Here is a 20,666-nt window from a genome sequence, read left to right on the forward strand (position 1 = left end):
TAAAGCAGTTTCTCCATTACTTAAGAGTTATTATGGAACAGGAGGAGACTTAAATGTTGATGAGATCCACGAAGTAATACCTATTACAGAGAACTGTGGAGTTTGGCATCCGCAAGAAGGAGTTTTTAACGGGCATTTTCAGCCAACAGAAGCTGATAAGATAAATAGAATTGGGCAATTGCGACAAGGAGTTATAAAGGTTTTGGAGAACACAACTTTTTCTCCTGATGTATCAAGAAAATATACGGTAGCCGATATGATTACTGGATATGGAGTAGCTGAAGCAGTAAGACATTATTATGATATTTATGGTGGTACTGTAAAAGGTAAAAAGGCGGTTGTACAAGGTTTTGGAAATGTAGGGTCTGCAGCAGCATATTATCTTTCGGAAATGGGAGCTAAGGTTGTTGGAATTATTGATCATGCTGGTGGATTAATTAATGAAGATGGTTTTTCTTTTGAAGAAATAAAAGAACTTTACCTTAATAAAAAAGGAAATAAATTATATAGTGAAACACTAATTCCTTTTGAAGAATTAAATAATAAAATATGGTCTTTGCAAACCGAGATTTTTGCTCCTTGCGCTGCATCTAGATTAATTACAAAAGATCAGATTACTCAAATGATGAATTCTGGTTTGGAAGTAATTTCTTGTGGAGCGAATGTACCTTTTGCAGATAAAGAAATATTTTTTGGTTCTATTATGGAGTACACGGATGAGCAAGTGAGTTTAATTCCTGATTTTATTTCTAATTGTGGAATGGCAAGGGTGTTTGCTTATTTTATGGAGAGAAGAGTTTTGATGACAGATGAAGCGATTTTTAATGATACGTCTTTAACAATAAGAGATGCAATACAAAGAATATTTGATAAGAATAATTCTAATAAAAATATAAGTAGAACGGCGTTTGAGATTGCTTTCAAACAGTTAGTTTAATTATTATACAAATTAATTACATATACTATGTTTAAATATTTTCTAGGTAATAGTCCTAAATGGTTTAAAACCGTAATGATAGGATTTCTAATCTTTAATGTGTTTTCGTTTTTTTTCCTCGGTAAGACAATTACGTCTTGGATATTTATTGCAGAATTCATTTTTACATTAGCAATGGCGCTAAAATGTTATCCCTTGCAGTCAGGAGGACTATTGGCAATAGAAATTTTAGCACTTAACCTTACTACTCCAAAGAATGCGTATCACGAGGTGGATCAAAATTTAGAAGTAGTATTACTTTTGGTATTTATGGTGGCTGGGATTTATTTTATGAAGCCATTATTAATGTACATTTTTAGTAAGGTTTTTACTAAAATAAAATCAAAAATGATATTGTCCATGCTGTTTGTTTTTCTGTCAGCAATACTTTCAGCTTTTCTGGATGCATTAACCGTTACAGCGGTGTTAATTAGTGTTGCTGTTGGTTTTTATGGAGTGTACCATAAAATTCATTCTATGCCCGCTTCTGATTTTGATCAAGATGGATCACTGGATCGAAAAGAACTTAGTGGTGAAACATTGGAGGAGTTTAGAAGTTTTTTAAGGAGTTTAGTGATGCATGGAGTAGTGGGAACTGCCTTAGGAGGAGTATGTACTTTGGTGGGAGAACCTCAAAATCTGTTAATAGGAGAAAGAATGGGATGGGATTTTATAGAATTCTTCATTAAAATGGCTCCTATCACATTACCAGTATTAGCCGCTGGATTATTAACTACAGTAGTTCTAGAGTTAACAGGTTCGTTTGGATTTGGAGCTAAGTTACCAGAAGTGGCAAGAAGAATTATTGAGAATTATACTGATCAAGAAGATGCAAATAGATCAGATAAGGCAAAATATGGATTGATAGTGCAAGGAGTGTCCGCTATACTTCTTATTATTGGTTTAGCATTGCATTTAGCACCTGTGGGATTTATTGGTTTGGCATTGATAATTATACAAACTGCCTTTATGGGAATTACAGAAGAACACCAATTAGGAAAAGCTTTTGAAGAGGCGCTTCCATTTACAGGATTATTGGTAGTTTTCTTTGTTATCGTAGCTATGATTCATGATCAACATCTTTTTTCACCTATAATTGATTGGGCATTGTCTCTGGATCCATCTAAACAACCTTCGATGTTTTATGTGGCTAACGGATTGCTATCTATGATTAGTGATAATGTATTTGTTGCTACTGTATATATCGGAGAGGTAAAACAGGCATTTGATAATGGTGTTATAACGAGAGAACAATTCGAAAAATTAGCTATTGCTATAAATACAGGAACAAATTTACCTAGTGTTGCAACACCTAATGGTCAAGCAGCGTTCTTATTCTTACTTACTTCTTCTTTAGCTCCACTTATTGGTTTGTCTTATGGAAGAATGGTTAAAATGGCATTACCATATACTATTATACTTGGTGGTGTAGGTCTTTTAGGAATAATTTATGTATTATAACAATCATTAAAAATATACTTAACCTATAGAAATAACGTTAGTATACTAACACTAAATTAACAAGAACAAATATGACCCATTTATTGATGCTTGGTATGTTAGCCCAAAATACCAAAGAAATTGATCCGGAAGCAGAAGAAAAAACATTGTCCATTATCGATTTATTGCTTAGTGGAGGAACAGGAGGAGTAGTTATTATAGCTATACTTTTTGTTTTGTTATTTGTAGCAGTTTATATTTATTTCGAAAGAATTTTTGCAATTAAAGCAGCATCTAAATATGATGAAAGTTTTATGCATCAAATTAGAGATAATGTTGCAAGTGGTAAGATTGAAGCTGCAAAAATTCTATGTGCGCAGACTAATAACCCTGTTGCTAGGTTAACCGAAAAAGGAATTTCGAGAATTGGAAATCCTTTAGAAGATATTAATAAAGCAATAGAAAATGCAGGTCGACTAGAAGTTTATAAATTGGAGAAAAACGTAAGTATTTTAGCTACTGTTGCTGGTGCTGCTCCAATGATAGGATTTTTAGGTACTGTAATTGGTATGATTTTAGCTTTTCATAATTTGGCATCAAGTTCAGGAAGTGCAGACATGGGATCATTAGCAGAAGGTATTTATACTGCAATGACCACTACGGTTGCTGGATTAGTAGTTGGTATTGTCGCTTATATAGGATATAATCATTTAGTAGTAAGAACAGATAAGGTTATTCATCAAATGGAGGCAACTACAGTGGATTTCCTTGATTTATTAAACGAACCTGCTTAATATGAATTTAAGAGGAAGAAATAAAGTAAGTCCAGAATTCAGTATGTCGTCTATGACGGATATTGTGTTTTTGTTGCTAGTGTTCTTTTTATTAACATCGCCAACAATTACGCCTGAAGCACTTGATTTAATCTTGCCAAAAGCTAAAGGTAAGAGTTCTAACGTTCAAAATATATCAGTTAGTATTACTAATAAGTTGCAGTACTATGTAGATAATGAACGAGTGAGTCAGAGTAGATTAGAATCTACCTTGTTAACTAAGTTGTCAGGTAAAAATGAGCCTACTATTATACTAAGAGCTGAAGAAGGAGTTCCTATTGAAAAAGCTGTTGGTGTAATGGATATAGCAAATAGAAATAAATTTAAAGTAATCTTAGCTGTAAAACCAGAATAATTGATGTTGAAACTAGATACAAAACATAAAAAAAAGTCTTTTATAATAACCATAATACTGCATGTGGCTATTATTTTTTTATTGTTTTATCTAGGGTTAAGTCAACTAGATCCGGATCCTGAAGGTGGTATAGCTGTTAATTTTGGAACAACATTAACTGGATCAGGAGATATTCAGCCGACAGAGGCTATAAAATCATCTCCAAAACAAACAACTCCAGAATCCGCTTCAGATGTCCCTGAACCAGAACCTGAAACACCTGAGATTACCGAAGAGGTGGTTACTCAGGATATTGATGATGCTCCTGTAGTAGAGGAAAAACCAAAAAAAGAACCTCAAAAAAAGGTAGAGAAACCGAAAGAAAAACCAAAAAATAAGCCAGCTGAAAAAAAAGTTAAAGAAAAGCCAGTAGAAAAAGTTGAGGAAAAGAAACCGGATCCTAAACCAGATAAGTCGACTTTAGATATATTAGATAGCTTTTCTAATGGCCCTAAGAGTGATGGTAAAGCTAAGGGAGGAGAAGGAGATGATGGAAAACCTGGAGATAAAGGTAATCCTAATGGGAACCCTTATGCTACTAGTTATTATGGACAACCAGGTCCAGGAGGTACAGGAGGAGTTGGATATGGTCTTAACGGAAGAGGAAGACCAACAAATTCTAAAGTAGTGCAAGAGTGTAATGAAGCTGGACGAGTGGTAGTAAAAATTATTGTTAATAGGTCAGGTAAGGTTGTTCAGGCTATTCCTGGAGTTAAAGGCACTACAAATAGTGCTAAGTGTCTTCTAGATCCTGCTAAGAAGACAGCGCTTACTTTTAAGTGGAAAGCTGATCCAAAAGCTCCAGTCAAGCAAATTGGTTTCGTAGAAGTGACTTTTGGTTTAGGTGAATAACTATAATTTATATTGATAATTTTAAACTTTTCTTCATATAAATAATAAGTTCTTTTTTTAACTTTAAAAATGGAACGAATTTTATAAATCAATAATTAAAGAATTTAATATCGACTATCAAACAACTTTAAAGTGGATGTTTGCACAGTTACCAATGTATCAGCGTCAGGGTGCAAGCGCATATAAAATTGATTTAACAAATACAGTTAATTTAGTAACTTATCTTAAAAATCCTGAAAGTGAATTCAGGAGTATTCATGTAGCAGGAACCAATGGGAAAGGGTCGACTAGTCATATGCTTGCTTCTGTTTTACAAGAATCCGGATATAAAGTCGGCTTGTATACTTCACCTCACCTTAAAGATTTTAGAGAACGAATTCGTGTTAATGGAAAAGTTATAAGCAAAGAATATGTAGTGAATTTTATTTCAGAGCATAGATCTTATTTTGAAGCAAATCAATTATCGTTTTTTGAAATGACTGTCGGCTTAGCTTTTCAATATTTTTCTGAATCTAATGTGGATATTGCAATAATTGAAGCGGGTCTAGGTGGTAGGTTAGATTCTACAAATATTATTATACCAGAGGTTTCTGTTATTACTAACATAGGATTAGATCATACACAGTTTTTGGGAAATACATTGAGAGAAATTGCGAGAGAAAAGGCAGGAATTATTAAAAATAACATACCTGTTGTTGTAGGTAGAACAACTGACGAGACGAAGGAAGTATTTGAAAAAAAGGCTTTAGAACATCATAGTGATATCTATTTTGCTTTTGATTACCAGGGTGTTGTTTTTAGTACGGATCTAAAAGGTAGGTATCAGGGCGAAAATATGAAAACCGTATTGCAAACAATTCTTATACTTCAAGAAAAAGGTTGGAGTATTAGTAATGAGAGTATGGAGAAAGGTCTAGCAAATGTTGTAAAGAACACAAGTTTGTTAGGTAGGTGGCAGATATTAGGGGAAAATCCAAAAGTTATATGTGATACTGCGCATAATGAAGATGGCTTAACGTATGTGATGAAACAGTTGTCAGAGGAAAAGTATGATACTTTGCATATAGTTTTAGGTGTGGTAAATGATAAAGATTTACATAATATTTTACCTTTATTTCCTGTAAATGCTATTTATTATTTTGCAAAACCTGACATAGGAAGAGGATTAGAAGTAGAAATATTAAAGGAAACAGCGTTAATTTTTAATTTAAAAGGAAAAGGTTATAGTTCTGTGTCGTTAGCTTATAAGACTGCTTTACAGGAAGCTAGCAATGAGGATTTGATCTATGTTGGTGGCAGTACATTCGTAATTGCAGAAATAATTTAATTTTTCTTTCAAATTCTTTTGGTAGACTGTAAAACTGTGTTATATTTGCATCCGCAATCACGAATAAGGGTTGCGAAAACATAGAGGGCAATTAGCTCAGTTGGTTCAGAGCACCTCGTTTACACCGAGGGGGTCGGGGGTTCGAATCCCTCATTGCCCACCAAAAAAATCCATTCAATTTTGAATGGATTTTTTTATTTTAAATTACCCTAACGATAGACTCATTGAATCAAAATCAGATTAATCCTAAGGTTTGAAATATGATCATGATTGTTATGTAGAGTCTGAGTTAATTCTAATGAAGTAGTTTTAAATTAGAAAACACTTTAAGAATACACTATTATTTTAGGAATAAAGATTAGGGTGTCTAAAAATTATCATTATAAGAAAAAATTAATTATTTTAATTGATAATCTGGATGACCTGTTTGCCATAGTAAAAAAGTCATTATTTTAGATAATTCTTTATCTTTTTTATTAGCAGAAGCTTCAAACCCATGACCACCTTCAAAATCAACATCCAATAAGACTGGATTATTAGAATTGCCTTCTTCCTGTAATTTTGCAGCAAATTTAGCTGGTTGCCATGGGGGTACACGTGAATCATTCATGCCAGCGGTAAGATAAACTGCCGGATATTTTGTTCCTTTTTTAAGATTGTGATAGGCATCCATTTCTAATAATGCTTGAAACTCTATAGAGTCTTTGACAGTGCCAAATTCTTTAATGTTATTTTGACCATTAGGGCCAAATTCGGAGCGTAACATATTCAACGTCCCAACTCGAATAGCGGCAGCTTTATAAAGGTCTGGGCGTTCTGTGATTGCTCTGCCGATGGTAATACCACCTGCACTAGCTCCCCAAAGTGCTGTTTTATCTTTATTTGTGTAATTATTATTAATCAGATATGTCGTGCAGGCAATCAAATCTTTCCATGAATTAGGTTTAGTAGTTTTACGCCCTCCTAAATGCCAATCATCTCCTTTTTCTCCTCCTCCACGAACGTGAGCTGTTGCGTAGATACCACCCTCTTCTAACCAATACAATAAATAATTATATAAAAAGGGAGAGTTGGACCATTTATACGCTCCATATGCGTTAATTAGCATTCTATTTTGACCATTTAACTTGGTTCCTTTTCTATATATAATTGATAAAGGTACCATAACTCCATCATGTGATGGAATTTCAATTTCTTCAACAATTATGTCTTTTAAAAAATCATATTGAGTAACTGGTACTAAATCTATTGATTCAAATTGCTTTGTTTCGTGATTTAGAATATACGTTTCCTTATAACTAGTCCAACCTTCTATTGTAATTCTTAGTTCAGAAAAATCGATTCCGTGTGAAGACAAATTGATATTACCAGAAGGTTTGGGAAGCTTAATTTCGGATTCTTTTGTAGTTAGATGATCTCGAAAAAATAATTTAGCTTCAACTCCATTTTTTGTTTTTACGTAATAAATTCCGTCTTTAGTTATTTCGAAATCAGATATTACAGATGAATTTTGTTCCGGAACTAATATTGTGGCATCTTCAAAATTAGGTGCGTCTAGATTAACTTTACAAATTTTGAAATTGGAGGCTCCTTTGGCAGTTCGATAATATAGATCACTACCATAGAGAAAAAACTGTTTAATTTTTTCTTGTTTTCCATAAAGCTTTTTCCAATTTATCTTTTCTTGGGATATATTTTTTATTTCTTCGTAATAAGTATCTCTGTAAGATGATACTCCAGCAATTGAAGCAAGAACATATTTATTTTTAGGATGTGTGAAATAGATAATAGGAAAATCCTCTTGTTTGATATTAATTTTTGGGTTATTCTTTTTAGAAAATATGGTTTTAAGTTTATCTACTTTTTTATTTAAATAATAGATTTTAGCCTCAGCTAGAAAAGAATAATCTTTGTTTTTGGTATCTGTAATTGGAGTGTAGGTGTAAATGAACCCTTCATTATTTGATAGCCATTCGACTCCTCCTAAGGAATTGGGTAATGCATTGGGTAGCGTATCAGAAACTATTTTTTTTGTTTTTACATCCATCACAAAAAGTTGAGAAAACTCTTCGTCATTCTTAGTTATGCTTAAGACTATTTTGCTGGAATCCCAATTTGGTTGAATGTAGTTTATAGAATAAGATTCATCCGAAGAAGGTTTGAAATCTTTTGGATCATATAAAATTTCTTCTGATCCGTTTAAACCATTTCTCAGGTAGACTTTAGATGTTGTTTCAATTTTTGAACGTTTTAAATAAAAGTGAATATCATCTTGACTAATTTTCAATTTAGTAATAATACTTTCATTATCGTTTCTCTTTTTTTCAATGGATTTTTGAATTTTAACTATTCCTGGATTATGACCAAAAGCTTTCTCAGTTTCTGTTTTTTGGTCTTTTAACCAATTTATAGTTACTGAATCATTTAAATTCTCTAGTATTCGATATGTATCTTCAATTTTTTGGCCATAATACTCATCTACAATATTTGAATCTTTCAAAGCTTCAGTTTTTTCTTTTTCTTTACATTGAATTGCGACTACCAGAAGTAGAAATACACTTAATTTTCTTATCATACGCTTACTAAAAAAAAACCATCTGATACTTATTAAGTAATCAGATGGTTTGATGTTGTTACCAAAATTAACATAATTGCAGGGTCGCTTGAGTATTTTGACCGGAATCGTCGTCATCAAGCAGCGCAGCAAATCCTCCTTTGATTGTTCTGGAGTTATTTAATTTTGAAATTTGAAATTTTTCGAAACTTAATTTGTTTTTTTTTCTGTCTTTTTTCATTGTGTGAATTTAAATAGGGTTAACTGATTTCTGTCACAAATGTAATGGGATTTTTAACTAAATTTTAAGCCTATATGCTTAAATTCATGAATTTCATCACCTATTTTCCGCTATTTTGTTCTTTAAATTCTTTAAAAAATAAGAAGGGTAGATCCCAGTGTTTTTATGGAAAGCGGTAGTAAAAGACTGTGCTGTATTAAAGCCAAATTCTTTGGCAATGGCTTTTATAGTATAGGATCGTAATTTAGAGTCCTCGGTTAGTCTTGTTACTGCATAATCGATCCTGAGATTATTAATGTATTGAGAAAAAGAAGTCTTTTTCTTTGTATTTATTATTTTTGATAAATAACCATTATTGGTATTTAATTCTTTGGCAAGCAAACTTAAAGTGTATTGTTTTGTTACAAATTGATTACTTCTTTCGAATTTATCAAGCTTACTTAGAATCGTATCGACTACTTCAGATGGTAAATCAATATCTTCTCTTCGACTTTTCTCTTTAGGATGCGTACTATTTTTCTTTACTGCATGTTCATTCCGGTTTTCTAATAAGATTTTAAACCGTTTTTTGTTTATTAAATTTCTTCTACCAACATAAATAATAATCGCTGACAAAATCAAAACGAATAGAACTAAAAACCAATTTATCAGTTTTTCTGTTTTTTTCTCCGTTTCAAGTTTTGTTATCAGTTTTTCTTTTTCCGAAATTAATTTTGGAGTATCATATTGTTCTGCTATCTGTTTACTTAGATTCGTAGGTCTAGTTTTAAGAATACTATCCACGGATAGTAATTTCTTTATGATTTCTAATTGTTTTTCAGCATTGTCTTCATATTTTTTGAATAAAGCTTCATAGGCATCTCGTGCTTGAAGAATTACTTGAGGACTTTTTTTATAGGTAGAATCAACTTTATCAAGATAATATATGGACTTTGTTTTATCATTAATCGAATCATAAATACTGCTAATATGTATGTAATTCATAGCAAGTGAAATTTTCTTGTCTTCTATTAATGAAGTCCCTTTAATCATACTGTCTAGGGCGGTTTTGTATTCCTTTTGTATCAATTTGGCACTTCCATACGATAGTAAAAAAAGTGGATACAAATATTTATCCTCAGTATCCGAGCTTACTTGTATCCCTTTCTTGCTATAGAATTGAGCAGAATCTGCCCTTTTATTAAGTATGTAAGCATTAGAAATAGCGAATAAAGATTTTAAATACTGTTTTTTATGTTTTTCTTGATGCTCTAGTTTTTTAAAAAAAGACATATTTTCCTTAAAAATATTAAATGCTTCATTGTTTTCATGAATTTTACTTTTAAGTAATCCTATGTAATGTCTTATAATTAACTGTTTGAATTCATCTTTTTGCTCACTATAATATTCATTCGCTTTTAGATAATTTTTTAATGCTTCGTTATATTCTACTACATAATAAAGCTGTATTCCTTTTTGTAAATAACCTTTAGCCAGATAAGCTTTGTCTTCAAGGTTTTGCGACACTTGGATGATACTATCAGAATATTTAACGGCATCCTCAGAATGACTAAATATTTCAGAAAGCGTGTAATAAGCCTCTGCAAGCTCAGCAACATTATTATTTTGTTTGACCAAATTTAGGTATTGATTCGCTAGTGATTTTTTGCGAAATTCATTGCTTTCACTCTTTATTTTATTGGAGTATAAGATTGATAATGAATCTTGTTTTTGTATTTGATTTGCGCATAAAATATTAACAAAAAATAATAGTAGTATTAAAAAAGAAAACTCATTTCTCATACATTCAATTTCGATATAAAATTTTAGGTTTAAAGGTAAAAATAGAATGGTTATTGAGAATTAAAGAAAAGTTAAATTCGTGTTTTTATCCATTTTTTAGCCTGTATACTTATTACAAAAATAATTAAAGTCTTTATTAATGTCTTTTTTTTTTGTAAAGTTTTGATATACAGGTTTTTTTAAGTTGAAAAAATGAATTGAAATTCATGAATTTCAAGCTTATATTCATGAATTTCAGTTGTATCTATTTTCATATTCCACATAATATATAGACTTTTGAATTATTAACGATTTATTAATGATTTTAAAAAGGAATCATTTCAAATGTTTCTTGAAATTTGTTGAACAGCTAGGTTGATTTATGTTTTACATTAATAATATAAATTAACACTTATGATCGGAAAATAAATTGTTTTATTTGAAATTATAAAACTTTAGAATAGGTTATCCTATTTATGAAATAATCTTTGGAAGTATTTTTTGAATAGAAAAATTATATAATCCGAAGATTATAATATAACAAATTTTGATATAAAATAGCTCAACTTTAAAAGGATACAGCATTACAAATTCTGTTGAAAGTTAAGTTGTGAAGAAGACATAGTTTTTCGAAATAATCCCATTTTTTGGAAAAGTCACGCATATGTCACTTTTGGAAATTTCTAGAAATAGAGATTTTGGGAGTGCAGGAGGCGAAGCCATATCAAAACCTCATTTTAATATACATTTTTTTAAGTTTTACATTCTTGTTGACACAGGAGTGTATGTAAATGTCTCACATATAAATCATTAACTCATGTCAAAAACTTTTAAAACCGGTTGGTATGTCCTGTATGTTAAATCATGTCAGGAGAAAAAAGTTCACGATCTTTTACAAGAAGATCAATTAGAATCTTTTTTACCCGTAGTGAAAACTATTAGAAAATGGAGTGATAGAAAAAAGATTGCTTTTAAACCTCTTTTTACTTCTTATGTATTTGTAAAGATTAATTCACCTTTAGATTTTCATAAAGCACTTTCCGTAAATGGCGCTTGTGCTTATATCCGATTTGGGAGCGAATATGCAATAGTAAAGGATCAAGAGATTTTAAACATTAAATTATTTTTAGGATCTAACGAAATTTCTAATGTAGAAACTTCTAATAGAACATTTAAAATAGGTGAAATCAAGAAAATTAACTACGGATCACTAAGTGGCCTGGAGTGTGAGATCTTAAAAGTTAACAACACCAATAAACTTATCGTAAGGATAGATTCATTGCAACAGAGTATTATAGCTACAATTCCTTCTTGCCATATTGTAGATATTCATAAGGTAGCATAATATTAATCAAGCTATTTAAGCTACAAATCTACATACATTAAATTCCTGAAAAAAATCAAGTTTATATCATCTAAGTAAATTATATAGATGATATAAACTTAGTAAAATATTATGTTCGATTGGGTTTCCAATTGATATGATAATAGTTTAATTTTTGGAGCGTACTAAATAATTAGAATGGATATGATTCAGAAAAAAATTACAACAAAATATTGGGTTAATAAACTGGAAGGTTTTTCTTCTGACGATTTAAATACTTCTATGGAGTTAATTTCATCTGAAGATAGTATTTCAATAAAAGCAGAGGATTTATCCTATTTTTATAAATTAACCTCAGATAATCATATTGCTGAATTTACGATTCTTTTAACCGTTTTCAATACGCTTTTACAACGTTATTTTGGGGAATGTTATATGATTTTCTCGGATGATTTGATTCCTGATGAAGATATTTCATTATTATATCGTTTTTCAGCTATAAACAATAAAATATTTAAACAGTTTCTTCAAGAAGTTAAGGAAGAAGTTCAGGATGTATACAAGCATAAAGGTTATGATTTAGATACGTTTGAAGGAAAAGAATTTGAAAAATATACGCCATATGGATTTTCTTATAATGGAATTAAAAATAATTCTTCTTCATTTTCATTAAAAGTAACTAAGCAAGAAAATAAAGATATTAGAATTTCTATACTTTTTTCAGAAAATTTTGTAAAGAAGGAGCTTGCAAGTCATTTCCTAAATAGATTTAGTGTTTGGGTTAAAGAATTAGAAGAAAACATAGAAAAGCAGGTTTCCCAAATCGCAATCATATCCGAAGAAGAAAAAGAAAAGCTAGTATCTGCAGTTGATACTGTAGATACTGTAGGTTCTTTGTCAGATACAATCATTTCATTATTTCAATCTCAGGTCACCAATACTCCTAATGATATTGCTCTTGAATATGAAGGAAAGGAATTCACTTATAAAGAAATTAATGACCGATCTAATCAATTAGCTCATTATTTGGTAGAAAAAATAGGTATTTCTTCTGGTGATTTTGTTGGAGTGAAATTAGTAAGGACTGAAAAATTATTAATTTCACTTTTGGCTGTACTTAAAACAGGAGCTACGTATGTGCCTATTGATGTAACTTATCCTGAGGAGAGAATTGCTTACATAGAAAGTGATAGTAATTGTAAATTGGTCATTGACCAGCAACAAATAAATCAGTTTGAGAAAGATCAACTTAAGTATTCAAAACAGAATATAAAAACTGATACTAAATCGAGTGATTTAGCCTATATCATTTATACTTCGGGAACTACTGGAAATCCTAAAGGTGTAATGATTACCCATCAGAATGCGGTTGCTTTGATTAATTGGGCAAAGGATGAATTTAAAAACACTGATTTTGAGGTAGTGTATGCAGCTACATCACATTGTTTTGATCTCTCTGTTTTTGAATTCTTTTATACGTTATCAGTAGGGAAGAAAATAAAATTATTGGATAATGCACTAGAAATAGGAGAGCATATAGAAAACGATAGCAAGGTGTTATTAAATACAGTTCCTTCCAGTATTCGAAACGTACTAGAAGAAGCTTATGATTTATCAAATGTATGTGCTGTGAACTTGGCAGGAGAACCTTTTCCTGTAGATATAGCTCAAAAACTTTTAACTACAAAAGCAGAGATTAGAAATCTTTATGGTCCATCAGAGGACACTACTTATAGTACATGTTATAAATTATTAAATAAAGAAGTATATAAATCAATTCCTATAGGGAAACCTATTACGAATACTCAAGTCTATATTTTAGATGAAAACTTACAGTTGTTACCTTCAGGCGCAATAGGGAAATTATATGTTTCTGGAGTTGGAGTAACGAAAGGGTATTTGAATCGTCCAGAATTAACCGCTGAAAAGTTTATAGAAAATCCATATTGTTCTGGAGAACGAATTTACGATACTGGAGATTTGGCAAGATGGCTTCCAGATGGAAATATTGAATTTTTAGGACGAAAAGATCATCAGGTAAAATTAAGAGGATATCGTATAGAATTAGGCGAGATAGAAAATTCGATATCAGATTTTTCTGAAGATGTTTTGCAAGCTGTTGTAGCGGTTAAAAAAGTTAAGGAAAAAGAAATTTTAGTTGGTTACTATGTTGAGAATAATGTTATTGATAAATCTGAATTAAGAGATTATTTAAGCATCCGTTTACCATCCTACATGATTCCGACTTATTTTATTGCAATAGATTTCGTTCCTCTTACCCCAAATGGAAAAGTAAATAAAAAAGCACTTTCCGAAATTACTACAGTAGATATCGTTAAAAAGGATTATGTAGCACCTAGAGATAAAACAGAGCAAGATTTAGTGAATATATGGGAAGAGGTGTTAGGAATAAAAAACATTGGTGTTAAGGACAATTTTTTTGAGTTGGGAGGTCATAGTCTTATGATTTCACAAATTATAAATAAGGCTTATAAGGCTATGGGAGCCAATATCCCTTTTAAGTCTTTTTACACAAATCCAACAATCGAAGATATAAGGAAAACCTTAAAAAATGATACGTTTATCTCAATAGAAACGGCTCGCATTTCGGATTCTTATCCGATTACATCATCACAACATCGTTTATGGTTGCTAAGTCAAATAGAGGAGAGTACACAAGCATATCATATTAGAGGAGCTGTATCTTTAGAAGGAAATGTGGATATCGAAAAATTTGAGGAGGCATTTCATTATGTAGTTAGCCGTCATGAAATATTACGTACATATTTTGATAATAATGAGGAGGGTATTCTAAGACAGTACGTATTATCAAAAGCGGATTTTGATTTTGAATTAATAGTAAAGGATTTTTCTAAATCGGATGTACCTTATGAAAAAGTTGCGAATTATATAAAAGAACAAAAAGGTAAAGGATATGATTTGTCTAAAGCTCCTTTATTTGATGCATCATTATTAAAAATTAATGATGACAACTTTGTGTTTTTCCTATCAATGCATCATATTATTAGTGATGGTTGGTCATTAGAGATTTTAACTTCGGAGATTGTAGAAAGCTATAAACAACTACAATCAGAAAATTCTTTAAAGCTACCGGATTTACCAATACAGTTTAAAGATTATGCAGTTTGGTTGGAAGAAACAAATACCGAAAGTGCATTAAAGAAATCAAAAGAATATTGGTTAAATGTTTTTCAAGGAGAATTACCAGTGCTGGATTTACCAACTTATAAAAATCGTCCACTTGTAAAAACATATACAGGTAAGGAGGTAAATTATAATTTTTCAAAAGAGATTTTATCTAATCTGAAGGTATTTTCACAGAAACATCAAGTTACCTTATTTATGACTTTGATGTCTGGAATTAAAACCTTGCTTTCAAAATATAGTAATCAGAAGGATATCATCATAGGTACACCAATCGCAGGAAGAGAACATCCTGATCTTGAACCACAAATAGGTCTGTATTTAAATACATTAGCAATAAGAACCAAGTTAAATAGAGAGGATAGTTTTTTAGATATACTTCAAAAAGAAAAACAACAATTATTAGGAGCGTATTCACATCAAAAATATCCTTTCGATAAACTAGTAGAAGAACTTGGAGTAGCAAGAGATCCTTCCAGATCACCATTATTTGATGTAATGGTTATATTACAAAATCAAAAACAATTATCGGATTTCCAAAATAGAGAAGACCTTCAGGAATTAGTGGTAAGTCCATTTAACATAACGCGTGAGACTTCTCAGTTTGATCTTTCTTTTGCATTTATAGAGAAAGAAGATTTGTCACTTCATATAACGTATAATACAGATATTTATGAAGAGTCTTTTGTAATAGAAATCTTTTCTCATTTGGAAAATTTATTTGAACAAGTATTAGTTTCTGATCATATTAGGCTAGAAGATATAGATGTACTAACAAAGTTAGAAAAGCATAAAATATTAGTAGATTTTAACAATACTAAAGTAACTTACCCAAAGGATAAGACTACTGTAGATCTATTTAATGATCAAGTTAAAAAAACACCTGATCAAGTAGCTTTAATTTTTGAAGAAAAAGAGGTTACATATGAGGAGCTTGATAAGTTATCTAGTCAATTAGCTAATTATCTAATAGTTAATTACAAAATAGATGTCGAGGACTTGATAGCAGTCAAATTAGATAGAAGCGAATGGCTTATAATTTCTTTGCTGGCTGTATTAAAAACCGGAGGAGCTTATGTGTCAATTGATCCTACTAGTGATGCTTACGAACGTTCAGCATATATCGAAAATGATAGTAATTGTAAAGCTGTAATTAATAATGAATTACTAGATCATTTTAAATCTCAGCAACGCAATTATGAAGAGAGATTACCAGAAGTACCTTTGAAACCGGAGCATCTTATGTACGTAATTTATACTTCAGGTTCGACTGGTAGACCAAAAGGAGTAATGGTTGAGCATAAAAGTTTAGTAAATTATATAAAAAATCAATCTTTAGAATTTGATTTTGATAGTACAGAACGTGTTTTATTATTTTCTAATCCAACATTTGATGCATCCGTAGAACAATTGTTTTTGACCTTATTGAATGGCGCATCATTAATCATAATATCAAAGGAGTATATCATTGATCCTTCAAGGTTTGTAAGAGCCTTAAAAGAATATGATATAACACATTTTCATTCTACACCAACTTATTTACAACATTTAAATGATCTTAAATCTTGTGAAAATATAAGAAGAATAGTCTCTGGTGGTGAAGCATGCTCAAGAGATCTAATTATGAAAATGAGTAGTGTTTCAGATTTTTATAACAAGTATGGACCTACAGAAACAACAATTAGTTCTACAATTTGTAAGATTAATAAAAATCAATTTAAAGGAAACATCGTATCTATTGGAAGTCCAATAGCAAATACTCAAATATATGTATTATCAGAAGGTCTTGGATTGTTACCTGTTGGAGTAGTAGGAGAAATATGCATTTCAGGAGAAGGACTATCAAGAGGATATTTAAATCAACCAGAGTTGACATCTACAAAGTTTGTGGAAAACCCTTATTTAGCAGGGGGAAAAATATATAAAACAGGTGATTTAGGTCGTTGGTTGCCAGATGGAACAATAGAATTCATCGGAAGAAAAGATGACCAAGTTAAAATTAGAGGGTATCGTATAGAGTTAGGAGAGATTGAGAATGTTATGTTATCTCAAAATTTTATAAATCAGTGTTCTGTTGTAACACAGAAAGTTGAAGGTGAAGAGGTAATTGTAGCTTATTTGGTAGCCGAAAAACCGTTGGATAAAAAAGATTTACGTTTATCTCTAAGTAAAGAATTACCTGATTATATGTTACCGAGTTATTATGTAGAGATAGATGCTATTCCATTGACACCAAACGGTAAAGTAGATAAAAAAGCATTACCTCCAGTAGGGAATCAGGATGTAGCCCTTCAAGAATATGTAGCTCCTACCAATGATTTACAAGTAAAGTTAGTGTCTATTTGGGAAAATGTGTTAGGCGTAGAAGGTATTGGTATCACTGATAACTTCTTTGAATTGGGAGGGCATAGCTTAAAAATAACGCTGTTGGTTAATAAAATCAAACAACATTTAGATTTAGAAATATCCGTAAGAGACATGTTTCTAAATCCTACAATTGAAGGAGTAGTTTCCAAATTAGAAGCGAGTATTTACCATAGTATTCCAAAAGCATCTCAGAAAGAAAGTTATAGTTTAACATCTTCTCAGAGACGTATATGGGTTATGAGTCAATTTGAGGAAGGAAATGTAGCATATAACATACCTAGTGCATTTAAACTAAAAGGTAGATTTCATCCAGATAAGTTATCTCAGGCTTTTACTAAGATAGTTGATAGGCATGAAGTACTACGTACCGTTTTCAGGGGAAATGATCAAGAAGAGGTAAGACAGCATATTTTGGATGCTAACTCAATGGATATAACATTAGAATTTGTGGATATAAGTTCAGAATCAGATTCTTCTGCACTATTAGAAGATTTAGTTGTTTCAAATCAAAACCATGTTTTTGATTTATATAATGGTCCATTATTCAAAGGAATGGTTATCAAGTTAACTCCAGAGAATCATGTACTGCTGCTAAATATGCATCATATTATTGGAGATGGTTGGTCGATGGAGATATTGAGCAAAGAATTTATAACAGTCTATAACAGCTTAGTTACCAGTCAAGAAGTAGATCTTTGCGAATTATCTATACAATATAAAGACTATGCTGAATGGCAAATAAGTAAAGAACAACTTCAACAATTAGATAAAGAAAAAGAATATTGGCATAAGAAATTATCTGGTAATTTACCTGTACTAGAGCTTCCAGTAAATAAGATGAGGCCGAAAATGAAGACATATAATGGAGATTCATTTTCTTATAGTTTTTCTAAGGATTTAAGTACATCTATACAATTGTTTAGTAAGAAACGTGGAGCAAGTTTATTTATGACTTTGATGTCAGGAATTAACGGCTTGTTATCACGATATGTTAATACAGGTGACATTATTATTGGTACACCAGTAGCTGGACGAAATCATTTAGATTTAGAACAACAAATAGGACTGTATTTGAATACTTTAGCTATTCGTACTCAATTTGATAAGAATGCAAGCTTTGAAGATTTGTTGTCAATTCAAAAATCTACACTATTAGATGCCTATTCCAATCAAAAATACCCGTTCGATACTTTGGTTGATGAATTGGCTACTAATAGAGATACCGGAAGATCAGCACTATTTGATGTTATGGTGGTCTTACAAAATCAACATAATTTACTAGGTTCTTCAGATCTAGGATTAGAAGAATTATCATTAGAGCCTTATTTAGATGTTCAAAGGAAAGTAACTCCGTTTGATCTTAGTTTCATTTTCTCCGAGCAAGAAGGGAAAATTTCTTTACATCTGGAATATAATACTGATATTTATGATGCTGTGTTTATTGAAAAACTTGTATGTCATTTAGAAAGTTTCTTAGAAAATTCTATTGATGATCCAAGTCTTAGCATTACAGATATTAATTTCTTGAAAACTCAAGAAGAACATCAGTTGTTACATGAATTCAACAATACAGATATTATATATCCAAAGGGTAAGACAGTTGTAGATATATTTATTGATCAAGCCATCAAAACTCCAAATTCAACTGCTATCTTTTTCGAAGGAAAAAAAATAACATATAAAGAATTAGATGAATTGTCAAATGAATTGGGAAATTATTTGAAATCAAATTATACTCTTGATATTGAAGACCTTATCGGTGTAAAATTAGAAAGGAGTGATTCGTTGATAATTAGTTTACTAGCAATTTTAAAATTAGGATGTGCTTATGTTCCTATTGATCCAAATTATCCAGAACAACGAATATCGTTTGTTGAAAAAGATAGCAATTGTAAGTTAACTATAGACATCGATTTACTAGAATTATTTAGATCTTCAGAACCTCAATCAAAAGAGCTTCCAATAGTATCAATAAAACCAACAAATTTAGCATACGTAATTTATACATCAGGTTCCACAGGGAAGCCTAAAGGAGTTATGATAGAACATGGTAGTTTATTAAATCTGTGTTTCTGGCATATGGATGCCTATGACTTAAAGATCTCAAGTAGAGGAACTTTATTTGCAGGATCTGGATTTGACGCTTCTGTTTGGGAGATTTATCCATATTTGTTATCAGGTGGTTCATTATATCCTATTGCTAGTAAAGGAGTTAGGTATGATGTTAACTTGCTTAAAGATTTTTTAGACCAACATGAAATCACACATTCCTATTTGCCAACAAGGATTTGCGAACAGTTAGTATTAGAAAGTTTGGAACTGGAACGTACAAAAATTTTGACTGGAGGTGAAGCACTTAAGTTACCTGAGGGAATTAAAAACTTAAAGATCTATAATAATTACGGGCCTTCAGAAAATACTGTTGTTACTACTAGTTTTAATTTAAAAGATCATTTAGAAGATGCAATACCTATTGGTCGTCCTATTTCAAATACCAAGGTGTATATTCTATCCGATTCATTGAGATTACAACCAGTTGGAGTAGTTGGAGAGTTATGTGTTTCTGGAGTAGGTTTGTCTAGAGGTTATCTTAATCACAAGGAGATGACATCCGAAAAATTTATAAGTCATCCTTTTATGGTTGATGGACGATTATATAAGACAGGAGACTTAGCTCGTTGGTTGCCTAATGGTACTATTGAGTATATCGGTAGAAAAGATGATCAGATAAAAATAAGAGGTTATCGAATAGAACTGGGAGAAATTGAAAATGTAATAGCTTCTCGATCTGGAATAGAACAAGCTTTAGTACAAGTAGATGTGCAAAACGGAGATCAAGTACTTGTGGCTTATATTGTATCTAAAGAAGCATTTGATAAGCAATCACTACGAGCCTCTTTAAGTCAGGAACTACCAGATTATATGGTACCTAGTTATTATGTGAATTTAGATGTTATTCCTTTGACCGCAAATGGAAAAGTAGATAAACACGCACTGCCATCAGTTGGAATAGAAGATCTTATTCGACAAGAATATGTAGCTCCTACTAATGAGATAGAAGAACATTTAGTATCTATATGGGAGGATGTTTTAGGAATAGAAAAAATTGGAATTACTGATAACTTTTTTGAATTAGGTGGGAATAGCCTAAAAGCAACAATTCTGGTTAATAGAATAAATAAAGCTTTTGACAAAAGGTTCTCGATTCAAGATCTATACGATACTCAGGAAATAGTTGGGGTATCAACAAAGTTAAAATTCATTGTTTTTCAAAACCAATTAAAATCCGATAACATTGACGATTTTGATGAAGTAATAATATAAAATATCTACTGGTTTTATTGTTTGACCAGAACTTACTTGCACTAATTTATACTGAGATCAAAACAAGATCAATATTCAATTTATTTGACTTAAAGTCATTGTAATACC

12 protein-coding genes and 1 tRNA gene (1 of these 13 running past the window's edge) are annotated in these 20,666 nt (G+C 31.1%); 10 read left to right on the forward strand and 3 right to left on the reverse strand.

The genetic code is table 11. The features are described 5' to 3' along the window. The 7 genes from NMK29_RS01370 to NMK29_RS01400 form a co-directional block, all read left to right on the forward strand. A protein-coding gene (locus tag NMK29_RS01370; protein WP_108802853.1) for a Glu/Leu/Phe/Val dehydrogenase dimerization domain-containing protein crosses the window boundary here: on the forward strand, nucleotides 1–937 show its 3' portion. 290 nt of this gene lie to the left of the window's left edge; 937 of the gene's 1,227 nt are visible here — the last part of the coding sequence; the start codon falls outside the window, past its left edge; its stop codon occupies nucleotides 935–937. A gap of 27 nt (nucleotides 938–964) precedes the next feature. Next, nucleotides 965–2,437 carry a sodium/proton antiporter NhaB gene (gene nhaB / locus NMK29_RS01375; protein WP_108802854.1) on the forward strand — a complete coding sequence of 491 codons (1,473 nt, stop codon included), beginning with the start codon at nucleotides 965–967 and terminating at the stop codon, nucleotides 2,435–2,437. 86 nt (nucleotides 2,438–2,523) lie between these two features. After that, entirely contained in the window at nucleotides 2,524–3,210 is a 687-nt protein-coding gene (locus NMK29_RS01380) for a MotA/TolQ/ExbB proton channel family protein (RefSeq protein WP_091411577.1), read from the forward strand. 1 nt (nucleotide 3,211) lies between these two features. Then, nucleotides 3,212–3,604 (forward strand): biopolymer transporter ExbD, encoded by a 393-nt coding sequence (locus tag NMK29_RS01385; protein ID WP_027392691.1) that lies wholly within the window; start codon nucleotides 3,212–3,214, stop codon nucleotides 3,602–3,604. Between the two features lie 63 nt (nucleotides 3,605–3,667). After that, nucleotides 3,668–4,495, forward strand: a complete 828-nt coding sequence (locus NMK29_RS01390; RefSeq protein WP_369862897.1) for an energy transducer TonB — start codon at nucleotides 3,668–3,670, stop codon at nucleotides 4,493–4,495. A gap of 109 nt (nucleotides 4,496–4,604) precedes the next feature. After that, nucleotides 4,605–5,822, forward strand: a complete 1,218-nt coding sequence (locus NMK29_RS01395) for a folylpolyglutamate synthase/dihydrofolate synthase family protein (protein ID WP_108802856.1) — start codon at nucleotides 4,605–4,607, stop codon at nucleotides 5,820–5,822. A gap of 85 nt (nucleotides 5,823–5,907) precedes the next feature. Then, nucleotides 5,908–5,985 (forward strand) — tRNA-Val (locus NMK29_RS01400). Between the two features lie 234 nt (nucleotides 5,986–6,219). On the opposite strand, the gene NMK29_RS01405 is transcribed toward NMK29_RS01400, so the two are convergent. From NMK29_RS01405 to NMK29_RS01415, 3 genes are all read right to left on the reverse strand, one after another. Next, nucleotides 6,220–8,397, reverse strand: a complete 2,178-nt coding sequence (locus tag NMK29_RS01405) for a prolyl oligopeptidase family serine peptidase (RefSeq protein WP_159092170.1) — start codon at nucleotides 8,395–8,397, stop codon at nucleotides 6,220–6,222. A 67-nt stretch (nucleotides 8,398–8,464) separates the two neighbouring features. After that, complete coding sequence (locus NMK29_RS01410) at nucleotides 8,465–8,617, reverse strand: hypothetical protein (protein ID WP_159092171.1); 153 nt, start codon at nucleotides 8,615–8,617, stop codon at nucleotides 8,465–8,467. 96 nt (nucleotides 8,618–8,713) lie between these two features. Then, nucleotides 8,714–10,234: an AraC family transcriptional regulator gene (locus NMK29_RS01415; protein ID WP_159092172.1), complete on the reverse strand. Its 1,521-nt coding sequence runs from the start codon at nucleotides 10,232–10,234 to the stop codon at nucleotides 8,714–8,716. Between the two features lie 808 nt (nucleotides 10,235–11,042). On the opposite strand from NMK29_RS01415, the gene NMK29_RS01420 reads away from it, so the two are divergent. The 3 genes from NMK29_RS01420 (at nucleotide 11,043) to NMK29_RS01430 (ending at nucleotide 20,558) form a co-directional block, all read left to right on the forward strand. Next, nucleotides 11,043–11,192, forward strand: a complete 150-nt coding sequence (locus tag NMK29_RS01420; protein WP_159092173.1) for a hypothetical protein — start codon at nucleotides 11,043–11,045, stop codon at nucleotides 11,190–11,192. Between the two features lie 3 nt (nucleotides 11,193–11,195). After that, nucleotides 11,196–11,723 (forward strand): UpxY family transcription antiterminator, encoded by a 528-nt coding sequence (locus NMK29_RS01425; protein ID WP_108802859.1) that lies wholly within the window; start codon nucleotides 11,196–11,198, stop codon nucleotides 11,721–11,723. 183 nt (nucleotides 11,724–11,906) lie between these two features. Then, the gene (locus tag NMK29_RS01430; RefSeq protein WP_159092174.1) at nucleotides 11,907–20,558 is read left to right on the forward strand and encodes a non-ribosomal peptide synthetase; all 8,652 of its coding nucleotides are present in this window, start codon (nucleotides 11,907–11,909) and stop codon (nucleotides 20,556–20,558) included. The last annotated feature ends 108 nt before the right edge of the window (nucleotides 20,559–20,666 follow it).

This window comes from Aquimarina sp. Aq107, assembly GCF_943733665.1.
Classification (GTDB): Bacteria; Bacteroidota; Bacteroidia; order Flavobacteriales; family Flavobacteriaceae; genus Aquimarina.

Excerpts from the sequence above, each read along its gene's own strand:
- NMK29_RS01430 (WP_159092174.1), top strand. The coding sequence starts at position 11,907 with ATGATTCAGAAAAAAATTACAACAAAATATTGGGTTAATAAACTGGAA.
- nhaB (WP_108802854.1), top strand. The coding sequence starts at position 965 with ATGTTTAAATATTTTCTAGGTAATAGTCCTAAATGGTTTAAAACCGTA.
- NMK29_RS01385 (WP_027392691.1), top strand. The coding sequence starts at position 3,212 with ATGAATTTAAGAGGAAGAAATAAAGTAAGTCCAGAATTCAGTATGTCG.
- NMK29_RS01420 (WP_159092173.1), top strand. The coding sequence starts at position 11,043 with ATGTCACTTTTGGAAATTTCTAGAAATAGAGATTTTGGGAGTGCAGGA.
- NMK29_RS01405 (WP_159092170.1), bottom strand. The coding sequence starts at position 8,397 with ATGATAAGAAAATTAAGTGTATTTCTACTTCTGGTAGTCGCAATTCAA.
- NMK29_RS01380 (WP_091411577.1), top strand. The coding sequence starts at position 2,524 with ATGCTTGGTATGTTAGCCCAAAATACCAAAGAAATTGATCCGGAAGCA.
- NMK29_RS01410 (WP_159092171.1), bottom strand. The coding sequence starts at position 8,617 with ATGAAAAAAGACAGAAAAAAAAACAAATTAAGTTTCGAAAAATTTCAA.
- NMK29_RS01425 (WP_108802859.1), top strand. The coding sequence starts at position 11,196 with ATGTCAAAAACTTTTAAAACCGGTTGGTATGTCCTGTATGTTAAATCA.